18 protein-coding genes are annotated in these 25,895 nt (G+C 43.1%); 6 read left to right on the top strand and 12 right to left on the bottom strand.

Annotated features, from left to right (window positions below):
- Positions 1-20: 20 nt before the first annotated feature.
- The 5 genes from HUS61_RS13260 to HUS61_RS13240 are packed head-to-tail and all read right to left on the bottom strand — an operon-like array spanning position 21 to position 4,653.
- Complete coding sequence (locus HUS61_RS13260; protein WP_130167314.1) at positions 21-281, bottom strand: hypothetical protein; 261 nt, start codon at positions 279-281, stop codon at positions 21-23.
- Between the two features lie 30 nt (positions 282-311).
- Positions 312-1,127 carry a nucleotidyltransferase domain-containing protein gene (locus HUS61_RS13255; protein ID WP_175082661.1) on the bottom strand — a complete coding sequence of 272 codons (816 nt, stop codon included), beginning with the start codon at positions 1,125-1,127 and terminating at the stop codon, positions 312-314.
- Positions 1,124-2,380 (bottom strand): multifunctional CCA addition/repair protein, encoded by a 1,257-nt coding sequence (locus HUS61_RS13250; RefSeq protein WP_175082660.1) that lies wholly within the window; start codon positions 2,378-2,380, stop codon positions 1,124-1,126. Before HUS61_RS13250 ends, HUS61_RS13255 begins: the two co-directional genes overlap by 4 nt.
- A gap of 15 nt (positions 2,381-2,395) precedes the next feature.
- On the bottom strand, positions 2,396-3,424 hold the full coding sequence (gene rtcA / locus HUS61_RS13245) for an RNA 3'-terminal phosphate cyclase (RefSeq protein WP_175082659.1): 1,029 nt from the start codon (positions 3,422-3,424) through the stop codon (positions 2,396-2,398).
- A 2-nt stretch (positions 3,425-3,426) separates the two neighbouring features.
- Complete coding sequence (locus tag HUS61_RS13240; RefSeq protein ID WP_175082658.1) at positions 3,427-4,653, bottom strand: RtcB family protein; 1,227 nt, start codon at positions 4,651-4,653, stop codon at positions 3,427-3,429.
- Positions 4,654-4,855: 202 nt separating this feature from the next.
- Here HUS61_RS13240 and rtcR point away from each other — a divergent pair, with 202 nt between their 5' ends.
- A complete protein-coding gene (rtcR, locus tag HUS61_RS13235) occupies positions 4,856-6,448 on the top strand; it encodes an RNA repair transcriptional activator RtcR (protein WP_175082657.1) in 1,593 nt (530 codons plus the stop codon).
- A 95-nt stretch (positions 6,449-6,543) separates the two neighbouring features.
- Here the strand turns inward: rtcR and HUS61_RS13230 are convergent, their stop codons facing one another.
- From HUS61_RS13230 to HUS61_RS13220, 3 genes are all read right to left on the bottom strand, one after another.
- Positions 6,544-9,759: a S41 family peptidase gene (locus HUS61_RS13230; protein ID WP_175082656.1), complete on the bottom strand. Its 3,216-nt coding sequence runs from the start codon at positions 9,757-9,759 to the stop codon at positions 6,544-6,546.
- A gap of 157 nt (positions 9,760-9,916) precedes the next feature.
- Positions 9,917-11,290, bottom strand: coding sequence for a 5-methyltetrahydrofolate--homocysteine methyltransferase (locus tag HUS61_RS13225; protein WP_175082655.1), 1,374 nt, complete (start codon positions 11,288-11,290; stop codon positions 9,917-9,919).
- 28 nt (positions 11,291-11,318) lie between these two features.
- The gene (locus HUS61_RS13220) at positions 11,319-13,730 is read right to left on the bottom strand and encodes a TonB-dependent receptor domain-containing protein (protein WP_175082654.1); all 2,412 of its coding nucleotides are present in this window, start codon (positions 13,728-13,730) and stop codon (positions 11,319-11,321) included.
- A 138-nt stretch (positions 13,731-13,868) separates the two neighbouring features.
- Here HUS61_RS13220 and HUS61_RS13215 point away from each other — a divergent pair, with 138 nt between their 5' ends.
- From HUS61_RS13215 to HUS61_RS13205, 3 genes are read left to right on the top strand one after another with little or no spacing between them, the layout of a single operon-like run.
- Complete coding sequence (locus HUS61_RS13215) at positions 13,869-14,372, top strand: DUF2796 domain-containing protein (protein WP_175082653.1); 504 nt, start codon at positions 13,869-13,871, stop codon at positions 14,370-14,372.
- Positions 14,369-14,836: a Fur family transcriptional regulator gene (locus HUS61_RS13210; protein WP_175082652.1), complete on the top strand. Its 468-nt coding sequence runs from the start codon at positions 14,369-14,371 to the stop codon at positions 14,834-14,836. The genes HUS61_RS13215 and HUS61_RS13210 overlap by 4 nt, the downstream gene beginning before the upstream one ends.
- Positions 14,837-14,881: 45 nt before the next feature.
- Positions 14,882-15,283, top strand: coding sequence for a MerC domain-containing protein (locus HUS61_RS13205; protein WP_282658905.1), 402 nt, complete (start codon positions 14,882-14,884; stop codon positions 15,281-15,283).
- Positions 15,284-15,343: 60 nt separating this feature from the next.
- Here HUS61_RS13205 and HUS61_RS13200 read toward each other — a convergent pair whose 3' ends face one another.
- The gene (locus HUS61_RS13200; RefSeq protein WP_171037140.1) at positions 15,344-15,589 is read right to left on the bottom strand and encodes a DUF3297 family protein; all 246 of its coding nucleotides are present in this window, start codon (positions 15,587-15,589) and stop codon (positions 15,344-15,346) included.
- Positions 15,590-15,674: 85 nt separating this feature from the next.
- Positions 15,675-16,139 carry an energy transducer TonB gene (locus tag HUS61_RS13195; RefSeq protein ID WP_058586016.1) on the bottom strand — a complete coding sequence of 155 codons (465 nt, stop codon included), beginning with the start codon at positions 16,137-16,139 and terminating at the stop codon, positions 15,675-15,677.
- 178 nt (positions 16,140-16,317) lie between these two features.
- Here HUS61_RS13195 and HUS61_RS13190 point away from each other — a divergent pair, with 178 nt between their 5' ends.
- Both HUS61_RS13190 and HUS61_RS13185 read left to right on the top strand, forming a co-directional pair.
- Positions 16,318-18,402 (top strand): TonB-dependent siderophore receptor, encoded by a 2,085-nt coding sequence (locus HUS61_RS13190; protein ID WP_175082651.1) that lies wholly within the window; start codon positions 16,318-16,320, stop codon positions 18,400-18,402.
- Positions 18,392-19,537 carry a DUF1624 domain-containing protein gene (locus HUS61_RS13185; protein WP_175082650.1) on the top strand — a complete coding sequence of 382 codons (1,146 nt, stop codon included), beginning with the start codon at positions 18,392-18,394 and terminating at the stop codon, positions 19,535-19,537. Before HUS61_RS13190 ends, HUS61_RS13185 begins: the two co-directional genes overlap by 11 nt.
- 63 nt (positions 19,538-19,600) lie before the next feature.
- On the opposite strand, the gene HUS61_RS21810 is transcribed toward HUS61_RS13185, so the two are convergent.
- Both HUS61_RS21810 and HUS61_RS13175 read right to left on the bottom strand, forming a co-directional pair.
- Positions 19,601-24,547: a S8 family serine peptidase gene (locus HUS61_RS21810; protein ID WP_175082649.1), complete on the bottom strand. Its 4,947-nt coding sequence runs from the start codon at positions 24,545-24,547 to the stop codon at positions 19,601-19,603.
- Positions 24,548-24,707: 160 nt separating this feature from the next.
- Positions 24,708-25,892, bottom strand: coding sequence for an ATP-binding protein (locus tag HUS61_RS13175; RefSeq protein ID WP_175082648.1), 1,185 nt, complete (start codon positions 25,890-25,892; stop codon positions 24,708-24,710).
- Between the last annotated feature and the right edge of the window lie 3 nt (positions 25,893-25,895).

Genomic DNA, 25,895 nt, shown 5'->3' with positions numbered 1-25,895 from the left:
AATAGGCTCGCATTGCGAGCCTATTCTTTGTTTTTTAAGCGCTTATTTAAAAAATAATCTAGATAGAATAGGCCAACACTAATCGTAGGAACGAGCACCCATACAGGGAGTTTTATCAGGCTTCTTAATATCATTATTGGCATTAAGATAATAAATGAAAACGTACCCAGCCCTCCATCATCATAGGAAGTGCCACTCTCCCATGTTAATGAAATCAATCCCGCTATTAATATCAGGCTTGCTAAAATTGCGGGTAAACGCAAAGTAATGAGCTTTTTCATATAATTCCTTTTAAATTTTAAATAACAAAACTATTCGCTCTCGTATCGCATAAGTGTCGTTTTAAACAACTGATTTAAAGCATCAAAATCGACGACTTTCTTCTTTACGTTAGCTGTGTAGTTTTCATGCCGTGTTAACTCTGCTTCGATAAACTCATTAATTACAGGCACAGCTGGCGCGTATTCTTTTTCTAGGCTTACCCTTTTTCGGGCGAGCAAATCTGAAATCGCAGCATCCAATGCAAGGTTCTCTTTGACAAGCTCCCTTAGTTTATCAAACTCAATTGGGGCTGGTTCATCGTATTTTTCGAGCCACATAATCGCCAGTAGTGGTCGTAATACGTAAAAGTATTTTTTCAGCGGAACACGCTCTTTTTTTAGATACTCTCTAAAGTTACCTTTTGCCATATGCAGGTAATGATAAATGCCTTTATGAGATGACACTATCTGTGGCATTAGCCGCTTTGCATGTGCAGCAAAATAGCCATCATCAACATACACTATGGGTGATTGTATCCACTCAATAAACGCGGGATTTGATTTGCTGAATAGTTTGAGTGCTTTACGAATATCCCAACCATTTATATCGATTTCATCGACGATTGGGTATTCAATTACATCTCTTTGCTCTTCAACATCAATTGCTACATACCAATCTTTAGCATGCGCATAAATAAAGCGCACATCATAATCACTGTTAGGACTTGCAAATCCCCATGCTCGGCTACCCGACTCAATAGCAAATAACACTTTAACGTTATGTTCTGCTTCTGCGGCTTTTATGCGTCGCATTATTTCAGCTCTTACACTATCATCGATTGCTGAGTGTGCTGTTGTGTTATTCATTTTGTTTCCTTACTAATTTGCTCCGTGAAGTAATCACGTAGTTGCTTTATTTCTGCTTCGCGAACTGCTTTTCCGATGGCTATGCCGCTTTTACCTTGGCGTATTGCTTGTTGCACAAGTGCTTTTTTATCTAGCTTGTTTAGTTGTTTTACTAAATCCAGTGCAAGTGTTCGTTGCGCATAAGGACGATGTATAAAACTTGGTCCCCGTCCTTGCGCATCACACTGACACGCATCCAAAAACTGCAAAAAGCGCGCAGGCTTATTTTGCGCATTTAGCTTGTCGACAAGTAATTTATGTAATGTTTTTGGTGTTAGCTTTGCGATTTTGTGACAACGCGTATGATTGTCACTGGTTAATGCTGCCAGCTCATAAAACCGTTTAGGCACTTTTAAACGCTGACAAAACGCCTTGATCACTGCCACGCCGCGTTGTTCATGGCCATGTAAATTGCCGTTTAGCTCAAAGCTCGTCGCTTTGCCAAAATCATGCGTTAATGCGGCAAAGCGAGTTTCTACATCAAAATTTAGCTGAGCCGCTCTTTGCAAAACTAACAGTGTATGGGTGTAAACATCGCCCTCAGGGTGGTGTTCTTTTGGTTGGGGAACACCACTCATTGCATCTATTTCTGGAAACACACCTAAACCATACAACGTCTTGAAGTAAAGCTCAGGGTGGGGCTCAGCAAGTGCTTTTTCTGTTTCTTTCCAAACCCGTTCTGGCGTTAAATAAGCTAATTCACCTTGTTGGTGTATTTGCATCATTAATGCCTTGGTATCAGGATGTATACTAAAGCTTTCACCAAAACGAGCTAAAAATCGAGCCACTCTCAGTACACGTAACGGATCTTCAGCAAATGCTGCTGATGTATGTCTAAGTACCTTGTTATTTAAATCTTGTTGGCCGTTAAATGGGTCTATAAGCTCGCCATCGGCACTCATCGCCATTGCATTGATAGTTAAGTCTCGTCGCGCAAGGTCGTCTTCTAAAGTTACGCTGGTACTGGCATTCACCGTGAACCCTTTGTAGCCACGACCTTGCTTTCGTTCAGTGCGAGCGAGGGCATATTCTTGCTTGGTGGTTGGATGTAAAAATACTGGAAAATCACTACCAACAGTTTCAAAGCCTAGGGCTAACATGGTTTCTGGTGTTTCACCCACAACAACAAAGTCTTGATCAGCTGCCGCCCTGTTTAGCAATTTGTCGCGAACTGCACCGCCGACTAAATAAACATGTTTTAATGTGTTTTCCATTGCCGATCATCCTAATTAGGTATCAGTTAATGATACCTGCCAAAGGTTATCATCAAGCTGAGTAAACGTTATCTCTACATGCAAAAGCGTTTTGATGACCTCTGCATTGGTTAAGCTGTGCAAGCTTGGTTCATTGGTTTTGAACTCGCCTTTACCGGCCAAAGCTAATGGCAAAAGCAGCTGATCTGCCAGATGTTCTTCTACTGCCGCTACTGATTGGGTAAATTGTGTAACCTGCTTTACCGCTTTGAGAGCCACCTTTTGTGCTGCAACACCATGTTGACCAATAACTTCAAAAATACTGTTATGAGTGTCTGATGTTATATGTAGCTGCAAGCTGTTTCCAGCTCCTATACTTTCTACTTGAGTGATCGTGGTTTCAGCGCTTGTCCAATCAAGGTATTGTTTTACAGTGCTAATTTCACGCTTCGCAACATGTCCCGGTAACTTGTTAACAAGTACTTTAATTGACTTTTTGGCATCCTTACTTGGCGGTGCAAAATGCGCAAAGGGCTTTAATGTTTTACACGGGTAAATGGTTAACTGCCATTTGCCACCACCGGCAGGGTAAAAGCCATACTTGGTAACTGTAAGCTCGCAATGTACCCCCATTTTTGCTAAAGCTGGCAAATAACAGTGCTTAAAAAAGCACAGTGAAGGTGACATGCCATTATGTGTGCCACCCTCAAAGGTTATGGTAGAGGGCTGCTTTGCTGTCGCTAATGCCAGTAATACAGTTTGGCATACAAGCGTTGTACTGCCTGCTGTGCCAATCGCAAAGTGATAATCCCCCGCTTTTATTTGTTTAGGCGCAAAGCGAATATGGTTTGAGCCCAGTTCAACTCCTGCTGTTTCGGCATCACAGATTTGTTGTGCTGCTAACACACAGGTTAGGTGCTGGCGTAACAGGCCAGGCTTTTTTCGCTTGGCCCGAATATTAACAACTTCAATGGCTTGCTTGGTTAACATGGATAAGGTGAGGGCGGTGCGAAGTATTTGCCCTCCGCCTTCACCTTGTGCACCATCAATTATTAAATAGTTCATTATCATCCTTTTACGCAGACTATTTGTTTTAGCGTATGCACAACCTCAACCAAGTCTTGCTGTGCTGCCATAACCTTTTCAATATCCTTGTACGCATGCGGAATTTCATCAATCACCGCGGCATCTTTGCGGCATTCTACCCCTTGGGTTGCCGCTATTTGATCTTGAATATTAAAGACCTTTTTAGCTTTTGTACGAGACATGACTCGGCCAGCCCCATGACTACAGCTATTAAAGCTATCTGGGTTTCCTAAGCCGCGAACAATAAAAGAGCGCGCTCCCATACTTCCGGGAATAATCCCCATTTCACCTTTTTGTGCACGTACCGCTCCTTTGCGTGTTACAAAACAATCTTTGCCAAAGTGATGCTCACGCGAGATATAGTTATGATGACAGTTAACAGCAAGCTCCGCGGTTTCAAAAGCGATAGGTATTTGCTTTTTAAGCGCTTTTATAGCGTTAAACATCATGATCTCTCTGTTTTTAGCTGCAAAATCTTGCGCCCATTCTACAGCCTCAACATAGTCATCAAAGTATTCGCTTCCTTCTTTCAGATACGCAAGATCCATATCAGGTAAGTTGATTTGATGACGCTCCATCTCTTTTTTAGCCAGCTCGATAAAGTAAGTGCCTATGCGGTTACCAACTCCTCGGCTACCAGAGTGCAGCATGATCCAAACTGCATTGTTTTCATCTAGGCATAGTTCTAAAAAATGATTGCCTGTGCCCATCGTACCTAGGTGATTTACATGATTGCTGTTTTTAATTGCAGGGTGCTTAGCGCAGATTTTTTCAAACCGCTTCTCAAGCTTTTGCCACTCACCAGCAACAACATCAGGAATATTATGCCAAGCACCTCGGTCGCGAGCCCCTCTACCACGGCCCGTTCGACCATGTGGTACCGCTGCTTCAAACGCATGACGAATTGCCGCCAGATTATCAGGCAGTTGCGAAGCCGTTAACGTTGTTTTCGTTGCAACCATACCGCAACCAATATCAACGCCTACCGCTGCGGGGATCACCGCATCTACAGAGGGAATGACGCTACCTATTGTGGCGCCTTTGCCCATGTGAACATCTGGCATGACCGCGATATGAGAATGAACTAGCGACATTTGCGCAATATTATTTAATTGAGCAATAGCTGCATCTTCAAACGGTACGCCTTTTGTCCATGTCTTTATAGGTACCTGTCCTTGTTGTTCGATTGTGTTGTAGTTATTACACATAATTTGAATCACTCCTAATTAATCACACTTCTTTATTCCAAGAGCTGTGCCACAACTAAAAAAGAGTGTTTTTTTATTTTTTAACACACTGATTTTTATATTTTTTATTCTTTTTTTGTAGTTTGTGTTGGGTGATGAGCTACTTGACGATAGTGTTATTTGGTATTTAAATGGATACAGTTTCTATCTATAAGGATATGTTTTGAAAAGTACGATTGTGGTGAGTATTCTCGGAACTCAATTAGACTATGTGGGTAAGCGCGTAGACCGTTGGGCAAGATGGCGACCCAATGTCAGCTTATGTAGTCAAGAAGAGTTCATCGTTAATAAGCTGTATATGATGCATGATACTCATAGCTCTCGTTTAGCGAATAATGTTGCAGTAGATATTGAGTCAGTTTCCCCAGAAACCACGGTATGCCTTGAAAATATTAACTTTATAGACCCTTGGGATTTTGAAGAGGTTTACGCCAAGCTCTATGATTGGTGTCATCAACAGCGTTTTGATACTGATCAGCACGATTACTTTTTTCATATCACGACTGGCACCCATGTTGTGCAGATATGTATTTTCTTATTAACCGAGAGTGGTCATTTTCCTGGGCGTTTAATTCAAACATCACCCGATAAGCATAATCAAAATAAAGCGACAGGTAAGATTCAAATTATTGATTTGGACTTATCTAAGTATGATCAACTTGCCACTCGTTTTGATAAAGAGCATTTAGAAGGTAATGCATTTTTAAAAGGCGGTATTCAAACTAAAAACAGTGCATTCAATAAGTTGATTGCGCAGATTGAAGTTGTGGCAATTCGTTCAGATGATCCTATGCTTCTGACGGGCCCTACGGGAGCTGGTAAAAGCCAGTTGGCAACGCGAATTTATAAACTGAAAAAGAAGCGCGCCATTTTAAAAGGTGAGCTTGTGTCGGTTAACTGTGCCACGTTACGTGGTGAAAATGCCATGGCTGCTTTGTTTGGCCACACAAAAGGGGCCTTTACTGGTGCTCAAAGAGAGCGAAGCGGTTACTTACTCACTGCAAATAATGGTGTGCTGTTTTTAGATGAAATTGGCGAGCTTGGTTTAGAAGAGCAAGCAATGCTGTTACACGCCATTGAAAATAAGACCTTTCATCCAGTTGGCAGTGATCAAACTGTTGCGAGTGATTTTCAACTCATAGCTGGCACTAATAAAGACTTAAAAGCCGAAGTCGAAAAAGGACTGTTTCGTGAAGATTTATTAGCACGTATCAATTTGTGGAGCTATCAGTTACCGGCATTAAAAGACAGAAAAGAAGATATACCTGCCAATATTGACTATGAAATGGGTTTATTTGAGCAAAAAACTGGGCAGCGAATTCAATTCAATAAAGAAGCAAAGCAGCTGTTTGAGCAGTTTGCTATGTCGAAGCAAGCAGTATGGCGTGGAAACTTTCGTGATTTAAGCTCTGCAATTACTCGTTTATGTACTTTGGCGAGCTCTTCGCGTATCACTGTGACGGATGTCAATGACGAAATCGCACGGTTACATGACTCATGGCAATCTAATGTGCAACCTAAAGCATCTAATCGCCTTGCTCACTATTTGTCAGAAGAGCAAATAGCGAATTTAGATCAGTTTGATATTGCTCAGTTAAATTATGTACTTAGTATCTGTGAGCAGCATTCAAGCATGGCCTCAGCTGGGCGTGAATTATTTGATGTGAGTCGTACCAAAAAAGCACAAGCCAATGACTCTACTCGATTACAAAAATACTTACGTAAATTCAATTTAGCATGGTCTGACTTAGCTTGAACTATTTGTATATACAAGTTTGAATATTAAGCATTTAGCAAAAATAAACCCCGCATTGCTGCGGGGTTTTTTGTTTTTTAACAATCAGTTAAGTATTAAAAGTCAGTCGGTGCTGGTGGCACGGTGAGTGGCCTTTTCGGATTGTCTTTTAGCTCTTTTAAAAGCTCTTTTACGGCACGTTCAATCGATGGATCTTTACCTTGGTAGATTAGCTCTGGGCGATCAACCACCTTGATATCTGGGGTGACACCTTCGTTTTCGATGATCCAGTTGCCATCGTTATCTAAAACGCGGAATGTTGCCGCGATAACTTGGCCGCCATCGACAAGGCTTGGGTTACCTGAAATACCAATTAATCCACCCCAAGTACGGGTACCAATAAGCTTACCTAACCCCGCTTGGCGGAAGTAGTAAGGAATAGCATCACCGCCTGAACTTGAGTAACCATTGATCAGCATGGCTTTTGGACCATCATGAGCAAATTGTGGTGTTTTCGTTGGCTCAACACCGCGGCGCTTCCAATAGTTAAGCGGTTTACGAGCAAGCCAGGTGATCATGTGCTCAGGAATAAAGCCGCCGCCATTGTATCGGTCATCAATAATCATGGCGTCTTTGGTGGTTTGCGGCATGAAGTTTTTGAACATGGCGCGGTTACCTTCGTAGGCTGTATTTGGTAAGTGAACATAACCAATACGGCCATTTGATAGTTTATCAACGTAGGCTGCACGAGAGTTAACCCAGTCTAAATAACGCAAACCTTGCTCGCTCGCTACAGGCTTAACGGTAACTTGCCATGCACCTTTGCTGCGCGGCTTATTGTTAAGGACTAGCTCAACTTGCTCACCTTGAGTGTTCTCTAGTAATTCGTAGAAGTTAGCGACGTCTTTTACTGAGCGGCCATTTACGGCAATGATGTAGTCGCCGTTATGTGCTTTTACCCCTGTTGTGCCAAGCGGTGAGCGGAAGTCTTCATGCCAGTTTTCACCTTGGAAAATTTGCTCAATTTTTACGTATCCAGATGGATCGCTGGCAAGTTTTGCACCCAATAAACCGTGCTTTTTACGCTCTGCTTTTGGCATATCACCCGACTGCACATAAATGTGGCCTGAGTTAATTTCACCTGCGATTTCACTGAGAATGTAATCTAGGTCACTACGGTGTGAGATAGCATCAGCCATAGGTTGATACTTGGCTAAAATAGCGTCCCAATCTTGGCCGTGATGATTTTCATCGTAGAACCAATCACGTAATGTACGCCAGCCTTCAACATACATTTGCTGCCATTCAATTTGTGGCTCAATTTTTAAGGTCATGTTACTAAGATCAAGCTTATTCGCTGCTAGGTCTTGTTTTGCTTTAGGCTCAATTAAGCTGTAATCGTTACCCGCATGTACTAACAGGTGTTCACCGTTGCTCGAAATAGTATAACTACGAACCCCTTTAGCCACAGTTTCAAGCTCGCTGTCATGAGCTGTGCCTATCAATTGAAGGCCACCATTAGCCAGTGTTAGCACGCCACCTTTTACTGCCGTTAAACCGCGATAATCACCAGCGGGGGCATTTAAAGCGGTAACGCGCTGCATAAAGTCGCTGCTTTGCAGGGTATTTTTCGCTTTCTTGTCGTCATCTTTTTGTTTATCGCTGACGATCGCTGTTTCGTCACTTTGTAGTGCGATAAGTGGTTTGATGCTGTCATTTACGGCTGCGGCATAAATACGCGTTGCACGATTAAACATGTAGTCGAACTCGTAGCTGCTGAAGGCTAAGTTAAAGTCGCGCTCAGAACTAAAATACAGGTATTGACCATCAGGAGAGAAAGTTGGGTTTTGCTCATTGGTCATTTCATCCGTTAAGCGAGTTACTTTCTTTTTATCAACATTGTAGTGCCACAACGAGGCATAGCGGTTTTCATTGTTTTTCACATACACAATGTCTTCGCTATTTGGCGACCAAGTATATTGGCGAATGCCTTCTTCATCGTAGATGCTGGTATCAATTTTGTGTTGTTTTCCTGATTTTGCATCTATCCACCAGAGTGTGTGGTTTTTATCTGCAAATAACAGTTTGGAGCTATCAGGTGACCAAATAGGTGTAAAACGCCAAATAGTTCCGTTGCTGGTTAGCTGCTTGGTGGCATTATTTTTACTGCGGTCTTTTAAGTAAATTTCGTATTCGCCACTTTCATCGCTCATATAAGCAATATAACGGCCATTTGGCGACCAACTTGCGTCAATTTCGCGGCCTTTTGCTGTGTAAGATAAGTTACGTGTTGGGCCTTGTTTAACCGGTACGCTAAATAGCTCACCGCGGGCAGTAAAGAGTGCACGCTTACCATCATGAGAAATCGACATTGAGTCGATAAAGTCACTCACATTTTTTGTGTACGGCATTGCGTATTGACGCACACCAGCAATGTTAATACTTAGCTTGCTGCTTTTTTGAGTTTTTGGATCAAAGCGATAAAGGTAACCACCGTTTTCATAAACAACAGCATTTGGGCCAGCTGATGGCCACAGTACGTCAAAGTCTTTATGGTTGGTTAGCTTTTTCGGCTCAGCGCCTTTTTGGTATTGATACAGGTTAAGGGTGTAATCACGGTCAGATACAAAGTAAATGTTGTCGCCAACCCAGGTTGGTTGCTGATCGGTAGCGCGGTTAGTGGTTAGCTGCTCTGAGGTATTGTTTTTTAGATCGTAAACCCAGACATCTTGTGCACGACCGCCACGGGTGCGTTTCCAAGTACGAAATTCACGGTCAATTGGCGTGTAAACATATTTACTACCATCTGGCGAAAGCATCCCGCCGCCTGTTTCTGGAATAGCCAGAGGCTGCTCAAGGCCACCGTCAGCAGGCACCATGTATGGACGACCCATACGTTTACCCCACGGTGTGCGGTTAGCACGAAATACCACATTTTTGCCATCCGCTGTCCAATCGAGAACACGATAATCAAAACCGCCGCGTGGTGGCATAGGGCCAACATCGTTGTAGTAAGTCAGTTGTTTTAAGCCAGAACCATCGCTGTTAATTACATAAATTTGGCGGCTGCCATTGTACTCGGCTGCAAAGGCAATGCGTTTACCGTCAGGTGAAAACTTAGGGAAGGTTTCAAAACCAATATGGTCGGTTAAGCGTTTGCTCTCGCCTGTTTGCGTATTAGCAATGTAAATATCACCACCGTACACAAAGGTAACATTTTGGTTATGAATATCTGGAAAGCGCAGTAAGCGCGTGTCTTTTGTTTCGTAAGCTGATGCCCAAGGTGCCAGTGTCGCAGCCATGGCCAGTGCCAACGTTGTTAGTTTTTTCATGGGATTACATCCTATTTTGGGAACTGTTACATCATAACAATTCAGTTTCAAATAGCGATGCTGATGCGATGAAAGTCTGTTACAAAATATGAATAAAAAAAGGTTGGCATTAAATGCCAACCTTTGCGAGCTATGTCATACCATAAAACATAACTTCTTAGTGGTCGTGATCGTCACTTTCTTCTGCGATACCTAACCAAGTGATGGCGCTTGGTGCAAAAGTCAGTTCAAGATCACCTTCAATTTCAAGATCTTCGATATGTACTTTTAGTATGTGCTGAGCGATAGGGTCAGCAACGTAAGCAAACTCACTATTTTGTGACACAGTCATGCTGAAGTTCATGCCCTCTGGCATCGTTGTTACGTCTTCTTCAGTGATATCTACTTTACCGGCAAGCTCCCAGTGCATGTGGCCGTCGTGCTCATGAGCTTCAAGCACGTTTAAAAAGCCTAAGCTATCAAGCACTAAAAAGTGCTCTCCGCTTGCTGAGAATGAGTAAGATACAGCACTTGCGCCTTCATCAAGTTGCCACTCAAGAACTTCCATTTCAGCTTCGCTTGGATTGATACTTACAAATACACCCGATGCAATTGCAATAAAGCTTTCACTACCTTCATGGCCATATAATGTGCCAATACGTGTATCACCTAGAGCATCAATATTGGCGATTTTTTCTGCATGATATTCATCATCATGCTGGTGGGCTACCAGTACACCGTCACCACAACCAAATGCTACATAATCATGGTTTTGCGCTGCACCGTGTAAATCTGGGCAAGTAACTTCAAATGTTTGTTCAAGCTCATATTCACCGTCATGAAGGTGGAAAACACCCACTTGATCCGGCAGAATTTTAGCGTTTGAAGTGCTTTCGCTATCAGCACGGCGCAATGTTGCAACTAGGTGCTCGCCACGTGGCTCTGCAACACCATGCATATTGATGTCGTACTGAATACCAGCAAGCGTCTCTGTTTCGTTAGCAATGTCGTTATCGGTTAACACTTCTACAGAGGCAACCGTACCTGCATCGGCATTACCATCGTAAAACACGGCCATTTGACCATCATGTTTAACGATGTGAGTAGGGCGGCTGCCCGTTGTTAGCTCGTAGTCACTAAATGCAGGGCCTTGTTTATAATCATGTAAATGCTCGCCATGATCTTCACGCCATAAACCGCCATCGATAAAGCCTAAGTAATCTTGGCTGCGGTTAGCAATAACTGCATAACGGTAGCTTGGTGAAACATTTAGTGAGCTTGAATCATGGATAAGCGAAAACGTTTCTAGTAATGAGTTGTCATCTAAATCAAAGATATTCGCTTCGTTGCTATCAGCTGCTAAAACCGCTAAACGGCCCATTGAGTCAATGGTATAACCGTCATCATGATCGTGATCATGGTCATCACCACTGTCGTCAGGAACCTCGATAGGGTCTTTCTCAACAATATTCGTTTCTGCATCACCACATGCGGTGATCAGGGTGCTACTAATTGCCAGTGCCAATAGTTTTAATCTAAATAAGTGTGTCATGTAGGTTTCCTTTATTTGTAATTTTGTTTTAGAAGTAGCCGCGAACACCAAGCGCAAAACTGCGCCCAGGGCGTGGTGCAATATCTTTTAAGAATGAGCTATGAACGCGGGCTTCTGTGTCCGTTAAATTTGTGCCTTTTAAATAAAGCGATAGGTCTTGGTTCAATACCGATAAGTCATAAGAAATGCTGGCATCAACAAGGGTATAGCCGTCTGTTGTGGTTTCTTGTTGTGCTATGCGGTCTTGTTCTTGGTAGCGCGTAACGTGAATATTTGCCGTTAGATTCTCTGTTTGATAGCTAAACTCAGTACCAAAACGCAGTGGTGGAGTACGTGGTAAATCTCCGCCGTCTTTTAGGCGCGCGCGTACATAATCAGAGAATAAGTCGAATTTAAATTCGTCGGTTAGCTGCCAAGCAACTTGCGCTTCAAAACCATGCAAAATCACATCGTCTGTTTTAAATAAATAAACCGGTAGTTCAGATGAATGATCGTGCTCTTCTTCGTGATTATGTTCGTCGCCATGGTCGTGATCATGACCGCTTTCAGCGTATAGGCCTGTGTTATTCTGGTAATAATAGTTATCTACTTGGTTGTAAAAAGCATTGAAGATAAAGCCAACATCACCCTCTGTTTTACGGAATGTCAGGTCGATATTATTTGCTGTTTCTAAGTCGATAGCCTCTTCTGATAGCTCAAAATGACCATCATGAGTGTCGAATAGCGCACCAACTTCATAAGTTGCAGTACCAATGTGTGGGCCGAAAGATAACAGCTCAGAAGCAGACGGAGCACGCTCAGAACGCGATACCGATAAACCTAGGTTATAACCCGGTGTAAAATCCCATACCACACCTGTTGATAAGCTTACCGGTGTAAACTCTTGGGCAACATCAAATACGCGTGTGTAGTTTGATTCTTCGTGGTCATGATCATGGTCGTGCTCATCACCGTCTTCATCATGTGCATGGGCATCGTTCTCAGGTAACAGCACATTATTAGCATCAATAGTAACTCGCTCAACACGGCCGCCTAATTGCACTAAAAAATCGCCAAAGTGCTTTTCTTCCATAATTGCAAAAGCAATACTTTCGGTAACAGAAGGAGGGGTGAATGCTTCTGAGCCTTGTGCTTCTACATCACTTTTTTTGTAATGAAAGCTAACGCCGCCATTCCACTCATCAAATTGGCTATGCAGAATGTCAACGCGCAGCTCATTGGTTTCATTTTTGAAAGTTGTGCCTACAGCACCGTGCTCGATTTCAGCGTGTTCGTAGTCTGTGTGGCCTGCACGTAAGTTAATTTTGCTTAGCCACTCACTGTCGATATTGTATTCACCAAGTAGCTGGATTTTGGTTTGTTCAAGGTCAGCAAAAACAGCTTCTTCTTCGCTGTGCTCTTCTTCGTGATCATGTTCTTCTTCACCATGAGTATGGCCAGGAATACCGTATTGGCGGTTAAACTGCTCAACCGCAACACCAAGGTAACCTTGCTCAAATAAGTAGCTAGTGCCTACAGTAAAGCCATCTGAGTCTTCATTACTGTTTTCTACTGCGTACTTTGAGCTGTGCTCTGTGTCGTCAATATCGGCGGCAACAGGTACTTCGTAATCGTCTGATTCACGCCAGAATGCATCAGCATAAAAGGCAAATGACTCTGTTCCTGTGGTGGCATTAAACGAAGCAACTTTTTGCTCATCTACAGAGTTATGTTCTAGGTTCCATTCACCACGTGTTGTGCTGTCTGTTGGTACGCGACTATCAACTACGTTGACGACACCACCAATTGCACCGCTGCCATAAAAAAGAGTTGCTGGGCCACGTAATACTTCAATTTGCTGCGCTGTTGATGCTTCCGATGCCACTGAGTGATCAGGGCCAACACGTGACACATCACTCACATCTAAGCCATTTTGCGTAATTAAAACACGTGGGCCGCTCAAACCACGGATCACAGGCGTACTGGCAACCTTGGCATGAAAGTTTGTGTTAACGCCCGGCAGCTTTTCGAGGCTATCGCCAAGCGTTGATGCTTGTTGGCGTCTTAATTGTTCGCCAGATAACACACTAACAGGTGAGGCAGATTCCATTGCCGACATATGAATCGGCGTTGCTTCAACATCAATCACTTCAATCGGTGAGCGTTTTAGATTAAAGGTTGCGCTGTGGTCTTGGTCATTGGCAAGTGTGATATCTCGATGTAAGTGAGCATAACCTGGCGCTGAAATATGTAGCTCTTTTAAGCCGTTATTTAAGCCGCTGATTTCAAACTCACCTTTGTCGTTAGTTATTACTTTTTGATCAGACCCTTCAAGGTCAACTGTGGCATTAGCCACCGCTTTACCTTGGTTATTTAAAACAACGCCTTTGATTGATTGTGCCAAAACACTGGCTGGTAATAACGCTGCTATGACGACAGCCACTCTTGAGATGTTATTCATTATTCACCATTATAGATATGTTATAATGTATCAATTGTGCTTTAATTGTTATAATGTATCAAGTGTGAATCGACGAATGAGTTTTATTCTTTTTTGTAACAGCATGTTTAAAGTGAGGTAAATGGAGTGATTGGGGTTATGAAAGCAGCAAAATTAGCAGTGATATGCTTTATGGTTGGATGTATTTTTTCAGCTCAAGGGCATCAACACTATCATCATTCACATGGTGAGGGAGTGCTTTTTGTGGTTCATGATCAAGACAAGTGGCAGGTTAAGTTCATTTTACCGGCTGGAGATATTTTTGGCTTTGAGCATCAGCCCGAGACAGCTGAGCAAAAGCAAACCATTAAACAAACGTTAGCCCAATTAGCAAATTCACAGCAGCTAGTGACATTTAACGGCGAATGTAAGCTTACTCAAGCAAATTTTGAAAACCCATTTGAGCATCACACTCATCATGCACATCAAGACTTAGAAGTTGAATACTCGTTTAACTGTGATAAGCCCGTTTCTAAAGTCACTGTTACTTTATTTGCATGGGCTGAAGCAATATCTGTTATCGAAGCACAGTGGATCACAGAGCAAGCGCAAGGGATAGCAGAGCTGACAGCAACAAAACCTTATATTGAGTGGCCGCTATGAATAAACAGCGATTAACCAGCACACTTAATAAAGCGAAGCAGGTTTGCCTTGAGCATGGCAGAAAGTTCACCATTCAGCGCAAGCAAATACTGCAAATATTACTAACCACAGACGTGCCGTTATCGGCCTACGAATTGGCCAGTTGCTACAAGCTGCGCACAAGTTCAAGTGTATCTGTTATGTCTGTTTATCGAATCTTGAGCTTTTTGGAGTCGGTAAACCTTGTTCGCAGGCTTAATAGTGCTAACAAATATATCGCTTACGGTACCGACAGTGAGGTTTTTAAGCGTGAGAATTCTTTGTTTTTGATTTGCCGTCACTGCCAAAAAGTTGAGACTTTAGCGGTTTCACACAGTGATGTTGCAAAGCTTTTCCCTCATTTTGATGATGCAGGTTTTACCTCACAAACAAAGCAATTTGAAATGCTGGGAGTATGCAATGAGTGCCAAGCAAAACTTGCTTGATGCACTTTTTATAATTCATGTGTTCAATTTTGTAGGAATTATTCAGTGAAATTACAAGAAATAATGGACAAGTTTGCCATCGGGTTATCAGCTATGTGTGTTATTCACTGTTTAGCTGTGCCTGTGTTTTTGGTTTTATTACCAAGTGCTGCAGCACTGGGTTTAGGTAACGAGCAATTTCATTTTTGGATGTTAGTTGCGGTACTGCCAAGCAGCTTATTAGCACTATTTTTAGGGTGTAAAAAACATAAACGTTATCGATTATTGATGCTAGGTGGTGCAGGGCTGGTGTTGTTGTCTGCAGCGGTGCTGCTTGGCGAAAATGTTATTGGTGAGGCTGGCGAAAAAGTACTTACTTTATTGGGTTCGCTCTTTGTAGTCACCGGGCATTGGTTTAACTTTCGCTTGTGTGGGAAAAAACGAGGGGCTGAGTGTCTAAGCTCGTAAAGATATAAACTTGTTGACCAACCATTGTGTTGGCCAACAAGCTAATTCAGCAAAACTGAATTACTTGTAGAATACTTCTACAGTGCCTTTTACTTTTAATAGTAAAGGTTGGCCGCGGCGATCAAGTGCTTTTGGAGAAGCGACTTTGATCCAGCCTTCGCTGATATTATATTCTTCAACGTCAAAACGCTCTTTGCCGTTAAGTTTTACACCAATTTCATGCTCGAAAACTTCTTCCACATAAAATTTACTACGTGGATTGATAGAAAGTTGGTTTGGTAATTCTGGTTTTTGTGTATCAGTCATAGTTGCGATCTGCATTGAATAAATTGTGCGCCATTGTAGGCAATAGCTGGCATTGGCTCAAGTATCTACACGGCAAATTTATTGTTTACTCGCAGGCTTGTTCTGAATGCTCAACGCACATGGCAACGGCTTCACTCTTTTTATCGAAATCGTGAGTTAAGCAGTAATCAAAACGCATGGTTAACTCAATCACTTGTTCATCCGTGCGCTCTGGCCATTGCCAGTCTCTCACTATTTGCCTTGCTGCCTTTCTAACGTCTTTACTAAAGCGCTTAGGTGCTGAATTTTCAATATTTAAGTTTTTCACATTGCCTTCTGGCGTTACCTGAAAGTTGACAATAGCGCAGCCACTGCCTTGTCGATTTAGCAGCCCTGTCGGGTATTGTACATGGTGCATTGGTGGCAGCCGTTGCCAGCTAGGCTTATCTGTAGTGGTATCGAGTACCTGCGCTTGAATATCAACAAATGGAAATTTACGTGATAAATCAGGGTTTGCGAATGAGCTGATTGATGCGCATACGAGCGTTAATGCTAAAAGTGATTTATACATAGTTTTCCTTAACTTGTTTGTTTTTTAATCTAGTCCAAATTTAGCGTTAAAAATTATCTTTGTAAACTAGAGGCTTGGCTAAAATTAAGGGGTAAATGTATTGTTATACTATAACCTATTCTTTATTTGTGTTATTTTATAACAAATCATTTCTCTTAACTTTTTACAATCAGACCTTATGAAGTACTCAACTCTTTGTTTAGCCTTAGCTGCGGCGTTTGCAGCGAATACACATGCAGCTGATAACAGCGATATCGAAACGATCACCATTGAACATAAACAGGCGTTTCGTGGTGATATTCCAACAAAAGATTTACCGCAATCGATCACCACACTAAGTAAAGATATGATGACTGATAACGGTATTACAAAGTTTCGTGATGCACTGGATTTTTCTGCCAGTATTACTCGTAAGAATAATGGTGGAGCACTGTGGGATAGCTATTCAATTCGTGGTTTGTCAGGTAACGAAAATATGCCGTCTGGGTACTTAGTTAACGGTTTTAGTGGTGGTCGCGGCTTTGCAGGCCCGCGTGATGTATCAAACATTGAATACATCGAAGTATTAAAAGGACCTGGCTCAGCACTCTATGGCCGTTCGGAGCCGGGTGGTACAGTAAACATTATTACTAAAAAGCCACAGTTTTATCAGCAAGGGCAACTTCAAGCTGAGTTCGGTAGCGATGATCACAAGCGTATTCAAGGTGATTACACTAACGGTTTAAGTGATGATTTAGCGTTTCGCATCAATGGCGCATGGCAAGATAGTGACAGCTTCAGAGACTATGTACACCACGACAAATTCGTGATTACGCCTTCGCTTTATTATCAAATCAACGATAACTCATCGCTGACTTATGAGTTTGAGTATGTTGATCAACAGCAAATGTATGACCGCGGTATTGTGGTGTTAAATGGTGATTTTGATACCGTGCCTGAGTCACGCTTTTTAGGTAACCCAAATGATGCACCAACCAAAGTGCACTCACGCGGCCATCAATTAAATTACAGCAACGATCTAAACCAAGATTGGAGCTTGTTATTAGGTGCTAGTTACCGTACTGCAACGTTAACGGGTTATTCGTCAGATGCTGAGCTTTCACCATCACGTCAGTCATTATTTGATGATGGTAGAACTTTAACTCGCCAGCACAGATACCGTGACTATGAGTCTGATGATTTATCGCTGCGTTTTGAATTAAGCGGTCACTTTGATGTTGCCGGTATCACCAACCATGTATTGATTGGTGTTGACGGTTACGACTATGAGCTGCGCACTGGGCTTTATCGCTACCGTGGTGGTAATGGCACTTACACCATTGATATTTATGAGCCAGAGTACAGCACTACTGAAGGCCCTGAAGTGGGCATGCAGTACGAAAATAACGAACAGCAAAATGCGTACGGTATTTACCTGCAAGACCAACTAGATCTAACCGATAACTTAAAAGTGATGTTAGGTCTGCGTTTTGATGAAATTGAACAAGATATTTTTGAGACTAAGTCTGGTGTGGCATCAAACAGCAAAGAAAACCGCATTAGTCCACGTTTTGGTGTGGTTTACGCACTTAATGACGACATTAACCTTTACTCAAGCTATTCAGAAGGCTTTTTACCACTGAGCGGCACCGATGCTGAAGGTAATCCATTCGGTTTTGAAGAAAGTGACTCGTTTGAAGTGGGTGTTAAATTTAGCTACGCCAATATCAGCGGAACGCTTGCTTATTTTGATGCGGGTAAGAGCAACATGCTGGTGGCAGACCCAGTAAATGTGGGTTATTCAACACCTGTAGGTAAAGCAAATAGCACAGGTTTTGAGTTAGATTTAACAGGGTCATTGGGTGACAATACCGAGTACAACCTATCTTATGCCTATGTTGATGCCGAGACTGCGACAGACAGTCTAAATGTTGATTGGTTAGTGCCAATTCCTAAGGGCAGCCCACTTGTGAACGTACCAAAGAATAACCTTTCGATCGGCTTAAACCATGACCTAAATCTATTCGCACAAGAAATAAAGATTGGTGGTCATTATCAATATGTGTCTGACCGCTTAGGCGACCCAGCTGATCTCACTTTTCGTTTACCGAGTTACCAAACTGTTGGTTTATTTGCTAAATGGCGAGCGACTGAAGGTACGACGGTATCATTGAATGTCGATAACGTGTTTGATGAACAGTATATTGCCAGTTCTTACAATGCATTGTGGGCCTACCCAGGTGCGCCGACGCAATTTAAACTTGGCGTAAGTTATGACTTCTGAGCAAGTTAAAAGCCGTATTCACAGTATCGACATCATGCGTGGTGTCGTTATTCTGCTGATGTTACTTGATCATGTGCGAGAGCGGTTTTTCTTGCACATGCAGGTGGCCGATCCCATGGTGGTTGATACAACTTCGCCAGGGCTTTTTTGGAGCCGCTTTGCTGCGCACTTTTGTGCACCAACCTTTATCTTTTTAACCGGTTTGTCGGCGTGGCTTTATAGTCACCCAGCAAGTGGCGTGGCGCGCTCAGCACGAAGCTTTTTAATCAAGCGAGGGCTGTTTTTAATCGCCCTCGAAGTGACCCTGATTTGTTTTTCGTGGATGGGTTACTACCACACCATTTGGCTACAAGTGATGTGGGCGATTGGCCTTTGTATGCTGGTGTTAGCAGCATTGATTAAGCTGCCACGCAACCTATTGCTGGTGCTTGGTTTAGTTATTGTATTTGGCCATAATTTACTGACCCCAATCAGCTTTACGCCCGATGAGTTTGGTTACTCGCTGTGGACGATTTTGCATGACCGAGGCTATCTATCACAAGGTGGTTTAATCGATGTAAAAATTAGCTACCCAGTGCTGCCTTGGATTGGTGTTATCTTATTGGGTTACTGTGCAGGTCCTTTATATGCGCACACTCAATCGGCGGATTCACGTAAACGAGCATTGCTGCTGTTAGCCCTGATATGTGTGGGGTTATTTGCGCTGCTGCGTGGTTTTAATATTTATGGTGAAACTATGCCGTGGCAAACGTTTAGCACTACAACCGAAACCATGATGTCGGTGTTTAACGTGACTAAGTACCCACCGTCACTGAGCTTTTTGTTGATCACGTTAGCAGGCATGTTTGTAGGCTTGTGGTTATTTGAAAGACCACTCAACCGCTTTACTAATGCGTTACGTGTATATGGCTCTGTGCCTATGTTCTTTTATATTTTCCACCTCTATGTACTGCTATTTATGTATCAAATAGGCATGCTGATCTGGGGGGCAAATCAAGGGCAATATTTAGGAGTCAGTGATATATCAGGTATTTGGTTTATTACTTTGTTGTTGGCAGTAGGGCTTTATTGGCCAACCAAGAAGTTTAGTGAATACAAGCGTAAGGCTAACAAGCCTTGGTTAAAGTATTTATAACGAAAAATGCCGATATGCTAAGCATATCGGCATTACCTACTTACTATCCTAATTAACTAATCCTTAGTTAATTCGAGATTTTTTACGACGAAGTGCCATCAGTGGTGCAACTGCTAGTAGTAACCAGCCGAATGAACCGCTTGATGATTTCTTGTCTTTTTCAATCTCTGCTTCTGGAATCACTGCCTCAGGGAAAGTACAGCTACCATCGTCAGTATTGGCGCTTTCATCATAGTTAGTTGCTGAGCTGTCAGTACAGCCAAGCTCTTCACCATCAGACATCACCGATAATACAAATGAACTCATTGCTGCATCAGTTGGGTTAACGCTGTCGCTAACTTTTACTGTTACATCAATATCACCATGGAAGTGCGCCGCTGGCGTGATAGTCACAGTGCTACCTGATGTGTGACCAGATACTTCATAAGTGAAGTTTTCGCCTAACACTTCGATTTGGTTGCTCACTTGGTTTTCGTCAGCATAAAGCACGTCAAAACTAATCGTTTCGTTCTCTGCCACCGACATATCAGTTAAGGCTGCCATTTCTAGGTTACCGATAACTTCTAGGTCAAGGGTGATGGTTTCATCATCTGCGCCAACTAAACCATTTGTAAGTGATAGTTGATGCGTTTGATTCGCCGCTTGTTCTCCAATGTACGCTTGGAATTTCACGTCAAACTTAGAAATCTCAGGACCTGTGTAGTCAAGACACACAACCAGTTTGTCGTGTAGTACTTCGTCCATATTGTCGAAGCCGTACTTGTTACCGATGTTTAAATCGATTGGAATATCACCACTGATAAAGCCACGACCATCAGCAGCTTTCAAGCCGATAGAACCTTGTGCATCAACTAAGCTTAGGTTGTCATAAGCAAATAGTAGCTCGTATTCACCTGGCTCATAGTCAATGCCCATACGCATGAACATTTCAACATCAACAGATTGGCCTTCAGTTCTTGAACGCTGGATATTATCCCACTCAAGTACTAACCACTCACGAGATACCGTGTAAGTTGGTGTGATACCGGCGTTGGCGTCATAGTTACCGTAACCACCGTCAACACGCTCTGGGATCATGTTGTCACCAACCCAGAAAGGTGCGATTAGGTAAGGCGGCGGTGGCGGCTGAGTGTAACCCTCAGGCAGTTCAACGTGGAATGGCGTTGTACGGCCTTGCGAACCAAATGTGACTAAGCCTGCTGGGTTAAGTTTAATTGAGTCAAAGTGGTACTTGTTAAAGAATGGGAATGACACATCAAGGTTAGTGTTCATGATTTCTTTAAATGTGTACTCAAACTCGTTGTAGTAACGACCTTCAACACCTTCTAGTGTACGCCAGCCAAGCTCACGTAGTTCTAGGTAGTGAGGATCTGGTGAATGCGCCGATGTTAATGAACACATTTCGTCTGTGATGTTGGTGGTAATGTTATAATTACGCTCAACATTTTTAGTCGTCTCTTGAACACCAACTAGTGCTAGAGCGTTGCTATCTAACATTGGTGTTACTGGCGTTGAGTTAGATGCGACAATGCTGTCAGGAACAATGTCTACGCCCACAGGGAACTCAGTGTTTAGAGCAAACTGACGCGCTTCATCTTCGTTATTAGCAATGACGCTGATTTCGAAGTCTACTAAATCACCCACAAATGCTTTGTCTTTGTTAGCTGTAAAGGTCACGTCTTTATCAACTTGCTCGATGATCACTGGAACAAAACCAAGATTACCCGCATCTTCTGGGTTGCTACCAATATCAAAGCCACCAAAGTAGATATCGCCCACTTCCATATCAGGTAGGTTATAGGCAAGGTCAAGCTCAAGCTGGTCATAACCAGGTACGCTGCTTGGGCCTGTTACAGTGAGTGAACCATTGTCTTCTGTGGTCACAGCTGTTGCAAACGATACTTCGATACCTTCATCAACTTCACCATACGATAGAGTCTGTAGGCTCATGTATAACGTAAAGTATTCACCCGCTTCAGGATCAACAATATTACAGAAGTTAGTTAGGGTGTAGCTCGTTGACATACATAGCGTTTCTTCATAAGACGCAATGCCATCACCGTTACTATCTTTACCCATGAACACAAGTACACGTGACGTGTCGTTCATGACGCTTGCGCTTAGCATTTTTGCGCCTTCTGGCACTGTCGTCCACTGAATGTGGTTGTTGTTCACAGCTTCGCCTTCACCTTCGACCTCAACGCTATCGAATGGGTCGCCTGGTGTGGTGTCGTTGAATAGGTGCACTGTTTCAACTTGGCCTTTTACTAAGCCGTACGATTGTGTGGTTAGGTTGCTGATTTCATCAGTATTAAATGGACCCACTTTCATCGTTGCAGAACGGCGGTGTGCATCAATTTGAATATACTCAGGTAAACCGGTATCACCAGCGAAAGTCCATACAGGCATTTCTAAAATTGGTGATTCAGGGTTGCTTGAGGTCATTACGATTTGACCTTGGTTACCTGTGTAATCAACAATTTCTTGTGGTGTTGCTTGTTGGCTTGCTTCAACCGTAACAACAATGCTTTGTGTCTCACCTGCTTTAATATCAAAGTTGCTTGGCTCAACACTAATTTTGCTATTACCAATCCAGTTTTCTGTATGAAGTGTCCAGCTTGCGTCTTCTGTCGCAGTAAAGGTTCTGATAAACGTACACTTAAAGCCACAGTCATTATCAACCATGTAAGCTGTGTTTAGTGCTTTTTCACGGCCACCTAGGCTTGGGTTAGCTGCATTCATGTTAGCAATGGTTTCATCAAGCAATAGGCCTGCTTTATCAGCACGCTCAACTTGCATTTTACCCGAACCCATTTCAGCAAGGGCAGCATCAAAACCATCATCGGTGTAGTTGTTTAAGTACTGTGCTAAAGCAACTTGATTGTTTGCAGTTAACATCAATGCTGATTGAATTTGCATTGGTGTCCAATCAGGATGAGATTGTTTTAACAATGCTGCCGCACCCGCAACGTGTGGGCTTGCCATTGATGTACCAGACATAGATTGCCAGTCTGAAGTGGCAGGGTTGCTAGTAAATGGTTGATCGTCTGATGATGGCGCATAGATATCAACACCCGGAGCCGCAATGTCTACAAGTAAGGTGTCAAAGCCAAAGTATGATGGACCACGGCCAGAGAAGTAAGCAATGCGGTCTTTATCTACAGCATCTACAGTACCTTCGGTTGCTTCAATGGTACCCATGTGGCTGTCGCCTGTGCTTAGCCAGTCAAGTAAGCTCGTACCATCGACGTTTTTAATGTGAATGGTAGGGATAGGGTAAGTGACTGAAGGAATCGTGTAGCGATCGTAGAATGATACATGGTTATAAATAATTAAACCTTCAGCACCACCTGCCTCTACGTTTAGCGATTTAGAGTACAGCGGGTAAGAACTACGTTTACATACGACAATCACATCTTGCGCACTTTCGTCGATAGCGGTTGCTGGGTCATCAACTAAATCAAATGTCCCTTCAGGGAATGGCTTGTCACAGTTGGCAAGTGCATAGCTTGAGCTTTCATTTGGATTTTCAAAATCAGTTGCGGCAACGATTAAACCTGTTAGCTCGTTAAAGTTTACACCTGCACCAGCAAATGGTCCTGGCGCTGCAGTATCGCCACCAGTTAGGTTTTTAAGTTGTTTGTTACCAAAATTGACTTTAGTTGAAGGCGTATGAGCTGCAACTGTGGTTACCCAAGGTGAAGAGTGGTCAGCCGTTGAATATTCAGGGCCGCTGTTACCTGCCGCTACCGCCACAAATACACCGGTTTCAGCTGCATTCATGAACGCTTGCTCAATTGGGTCGCTCCATGGGTCTTCTTCAAGGCCACCTAATGAAGCATTCAGTACGTCAACATTATCTATAGCAGCTTGTTCAACAGCAGCTAAGATTGCGCTTGTTGGACAGCCTGCATAAGGGTCACCTGAACCACCCGGCCAACATACTTGGTATGAAATGATATTGGCATGAGGTGCCATACCTGATACTTGCGGGAAAGTTACATTGGTTTCTAAACCAGATGATTGGCTTTCATACTCTGTCAGTTTGTAAGGAATATCGTAAAGGATATTACCTGCCGCTGTACCTGCAACGTGTGAACCATGGCTATTATAGTCTTCACCATTTTCTGGGCGAGTCTCTTCAAACACAGTATCAACGTAGGCTGCGGTGATCTCAGGGTATGAGTACACACCAATTAGCTTGTCGTTACACAGATCAGCAAATTCAGCGGTTGCACAGTCACCTAGGTACTTGTCGCCTAGAGGGTTGGTGTGAGTGTAGCCATCGCCGCCTACTGCTGCGAATGATGGGTGATCGGTATTGATACCCGTATCGATGATACCGACAACCGTGCCTTCACCTTTGTTGCTGCTCGGGTTGCTAGCACTTGTGCTCCACAGTGCAGAAGCACCGGTTTGCTCAATGGTATTAAACGTATTTAGGCTGTAGATTTTTGAGCGAGTGATCTTCTTAACACCAGCCACTTTAGCAAGGCGCTTCGCTTCATCTTGTGTCATTTGGGTGGTGAAACCGTTTAATGTCACATTGAATGTGCGCTCAACATTTAGCTGTAAGCCTTGCTGACTCATCGCAGTACTCAGTACTGATTGGCGCTTACTTGCTAGGTGGTTAGCGTAAGTTGCGATAGCAGGCTGCGCCATATTAAGCGTTGAGCGCGTTGCTGCTTGTTGCGTCTGCATTACCACATCTTTAGTGCTCGCAAGCCCTTTAACACCACCTTGGTAAGTTGAAATTGGTGCATCGTCCAGTTGCACGATATAAGTTTGAATACCACTAATATCTTTCTCTGGTGTGAAAACGCGGCTTTGTTTTTTAACTGTGTTATTAACCTTGTCTTCCCATACAAATTCATTGGTAACGGTTTGCTTTGGCGCATAGCCTGCTGGCTGTTCTGGCCATGCTTGGTCATTTAGCGCAGCAGCAGACGTACCTACACCTAAGTAAAGTGCAGATGCGACCATCACTGATACTTTCTTCATATTGAACATGTGATCTAACTTCCCTCGAAGGATTATAATTATGAGCTCGCGCTAGCGGCGAACGGTTGTAATCAGTAGGGATAGTGTTGAGTTGTGGCTATAACATCAATGAAATGTAAACAATTGGCACACACTGTTACAGCTTGGTACATTTTTACCGAAAAACTGTTTATCGAAACAAGATGCTTGCTCTTGCTCCGCTTAAGGTTTGTGCGTTATCTAAGCTAAATTTTGCGTTATTCCATAGGCACAGTTGCTTTACGATTGATAAGCCAAGGCCAACACCTTGGTAGCCTGTTTGGTGCACCGAAGCGGTTTTTGAAAATGGCTGCATGAGGCTGGCGCGCATGTGTTCTGGGATCCCTGGGCCATCATCTTCAATCACTAACAAAGTGCCGTTTTCGCATTGTGAAAGCCTGATATGAATTTGCGTTTTAGCAAAGCGAACCGCGTTGCCGAGTAAGTTTTGCAATAAGCGTTGAAAGCTTTGTTTATCAACGCAAATGGCTGTTAATTCGCAGTCAAGGCGAATAGCCAAAGGGCTATAGCTTTGAAACTTAGTAATGCAGGGCTGTAATAGCTCGTCTGGGCAGTAGTCTTTCACTAACAAGGTGGGCTCGCATTGTTCAAGCTCGGCATAGGTTAAAAACTCTTCGACTAAAAGCTCAAGTTCAATAATGTCTTGCAACACACTGTGCCGATAAGCGTTGTTATCAACGACTGCTTCGAGGGCGAATTTAGCCCGTGAAATAGGCGTTAAAAAGTCATGAGAAACAGCATTGATCAATTCGCGTTGGCTTTGATTACGGTTATGAAGCGCTAATGCCATGTTATCGAAGGTATCGCCAATGCTCTTTAGCAAGCTAAAACGTGTGAAGTGCACTTGTGCTGTAAAGTCGGCATTTGAAATTTTACTACTGGCTTTGCGTAGCTTAGTTAAGTCAAACAGCAGTGGGCCTGTAAAAATCACCACAGCTAAGGCAAGGCTAGAGTAAAACAGAAGGCTTACTAAAGACTGATAACCCTGATCAGCAGGCTGGCTGTAGGGGCCAATGCTTAATAAGGTCTCTCTATCATCGGCAAGTTTATGAAAGTAAAGGTTGTTATTGGCATCGTTAACGCTAATTACCTGACCTGCTAAAAGTGATGCCTGTAATTGTTCACCAAGGTAAAAGTTCGCCAGAGGTGTTTGTTTAATATCAGGGTTATTGGGGGCAAGACTTAAGATGCTTTCTGCTAATTGCTGCTCTGTACTGTAACTCGGTGGGCTTGGAAAATAGGTTTCTAGTAACCAAGCGGCGCTCCCCAGACAAACTGCTAGGGTTAAATACAAATAGCAAAACAGGCGTAGCAAACT

Origin of the sequence: Pseudoalteromonas sp. 0802, assembly GCF_013350085.1 — a bacterium.
Classification (GTDB): Bacteria; Pseudomonadota; Gammaproteobacteria; order Enterobacterales; family Alteromonadaceae; genus Pseudoalteromonas.
This window is presented reverse-complemented; position numbering and strand designations above follow the sequence as displayed.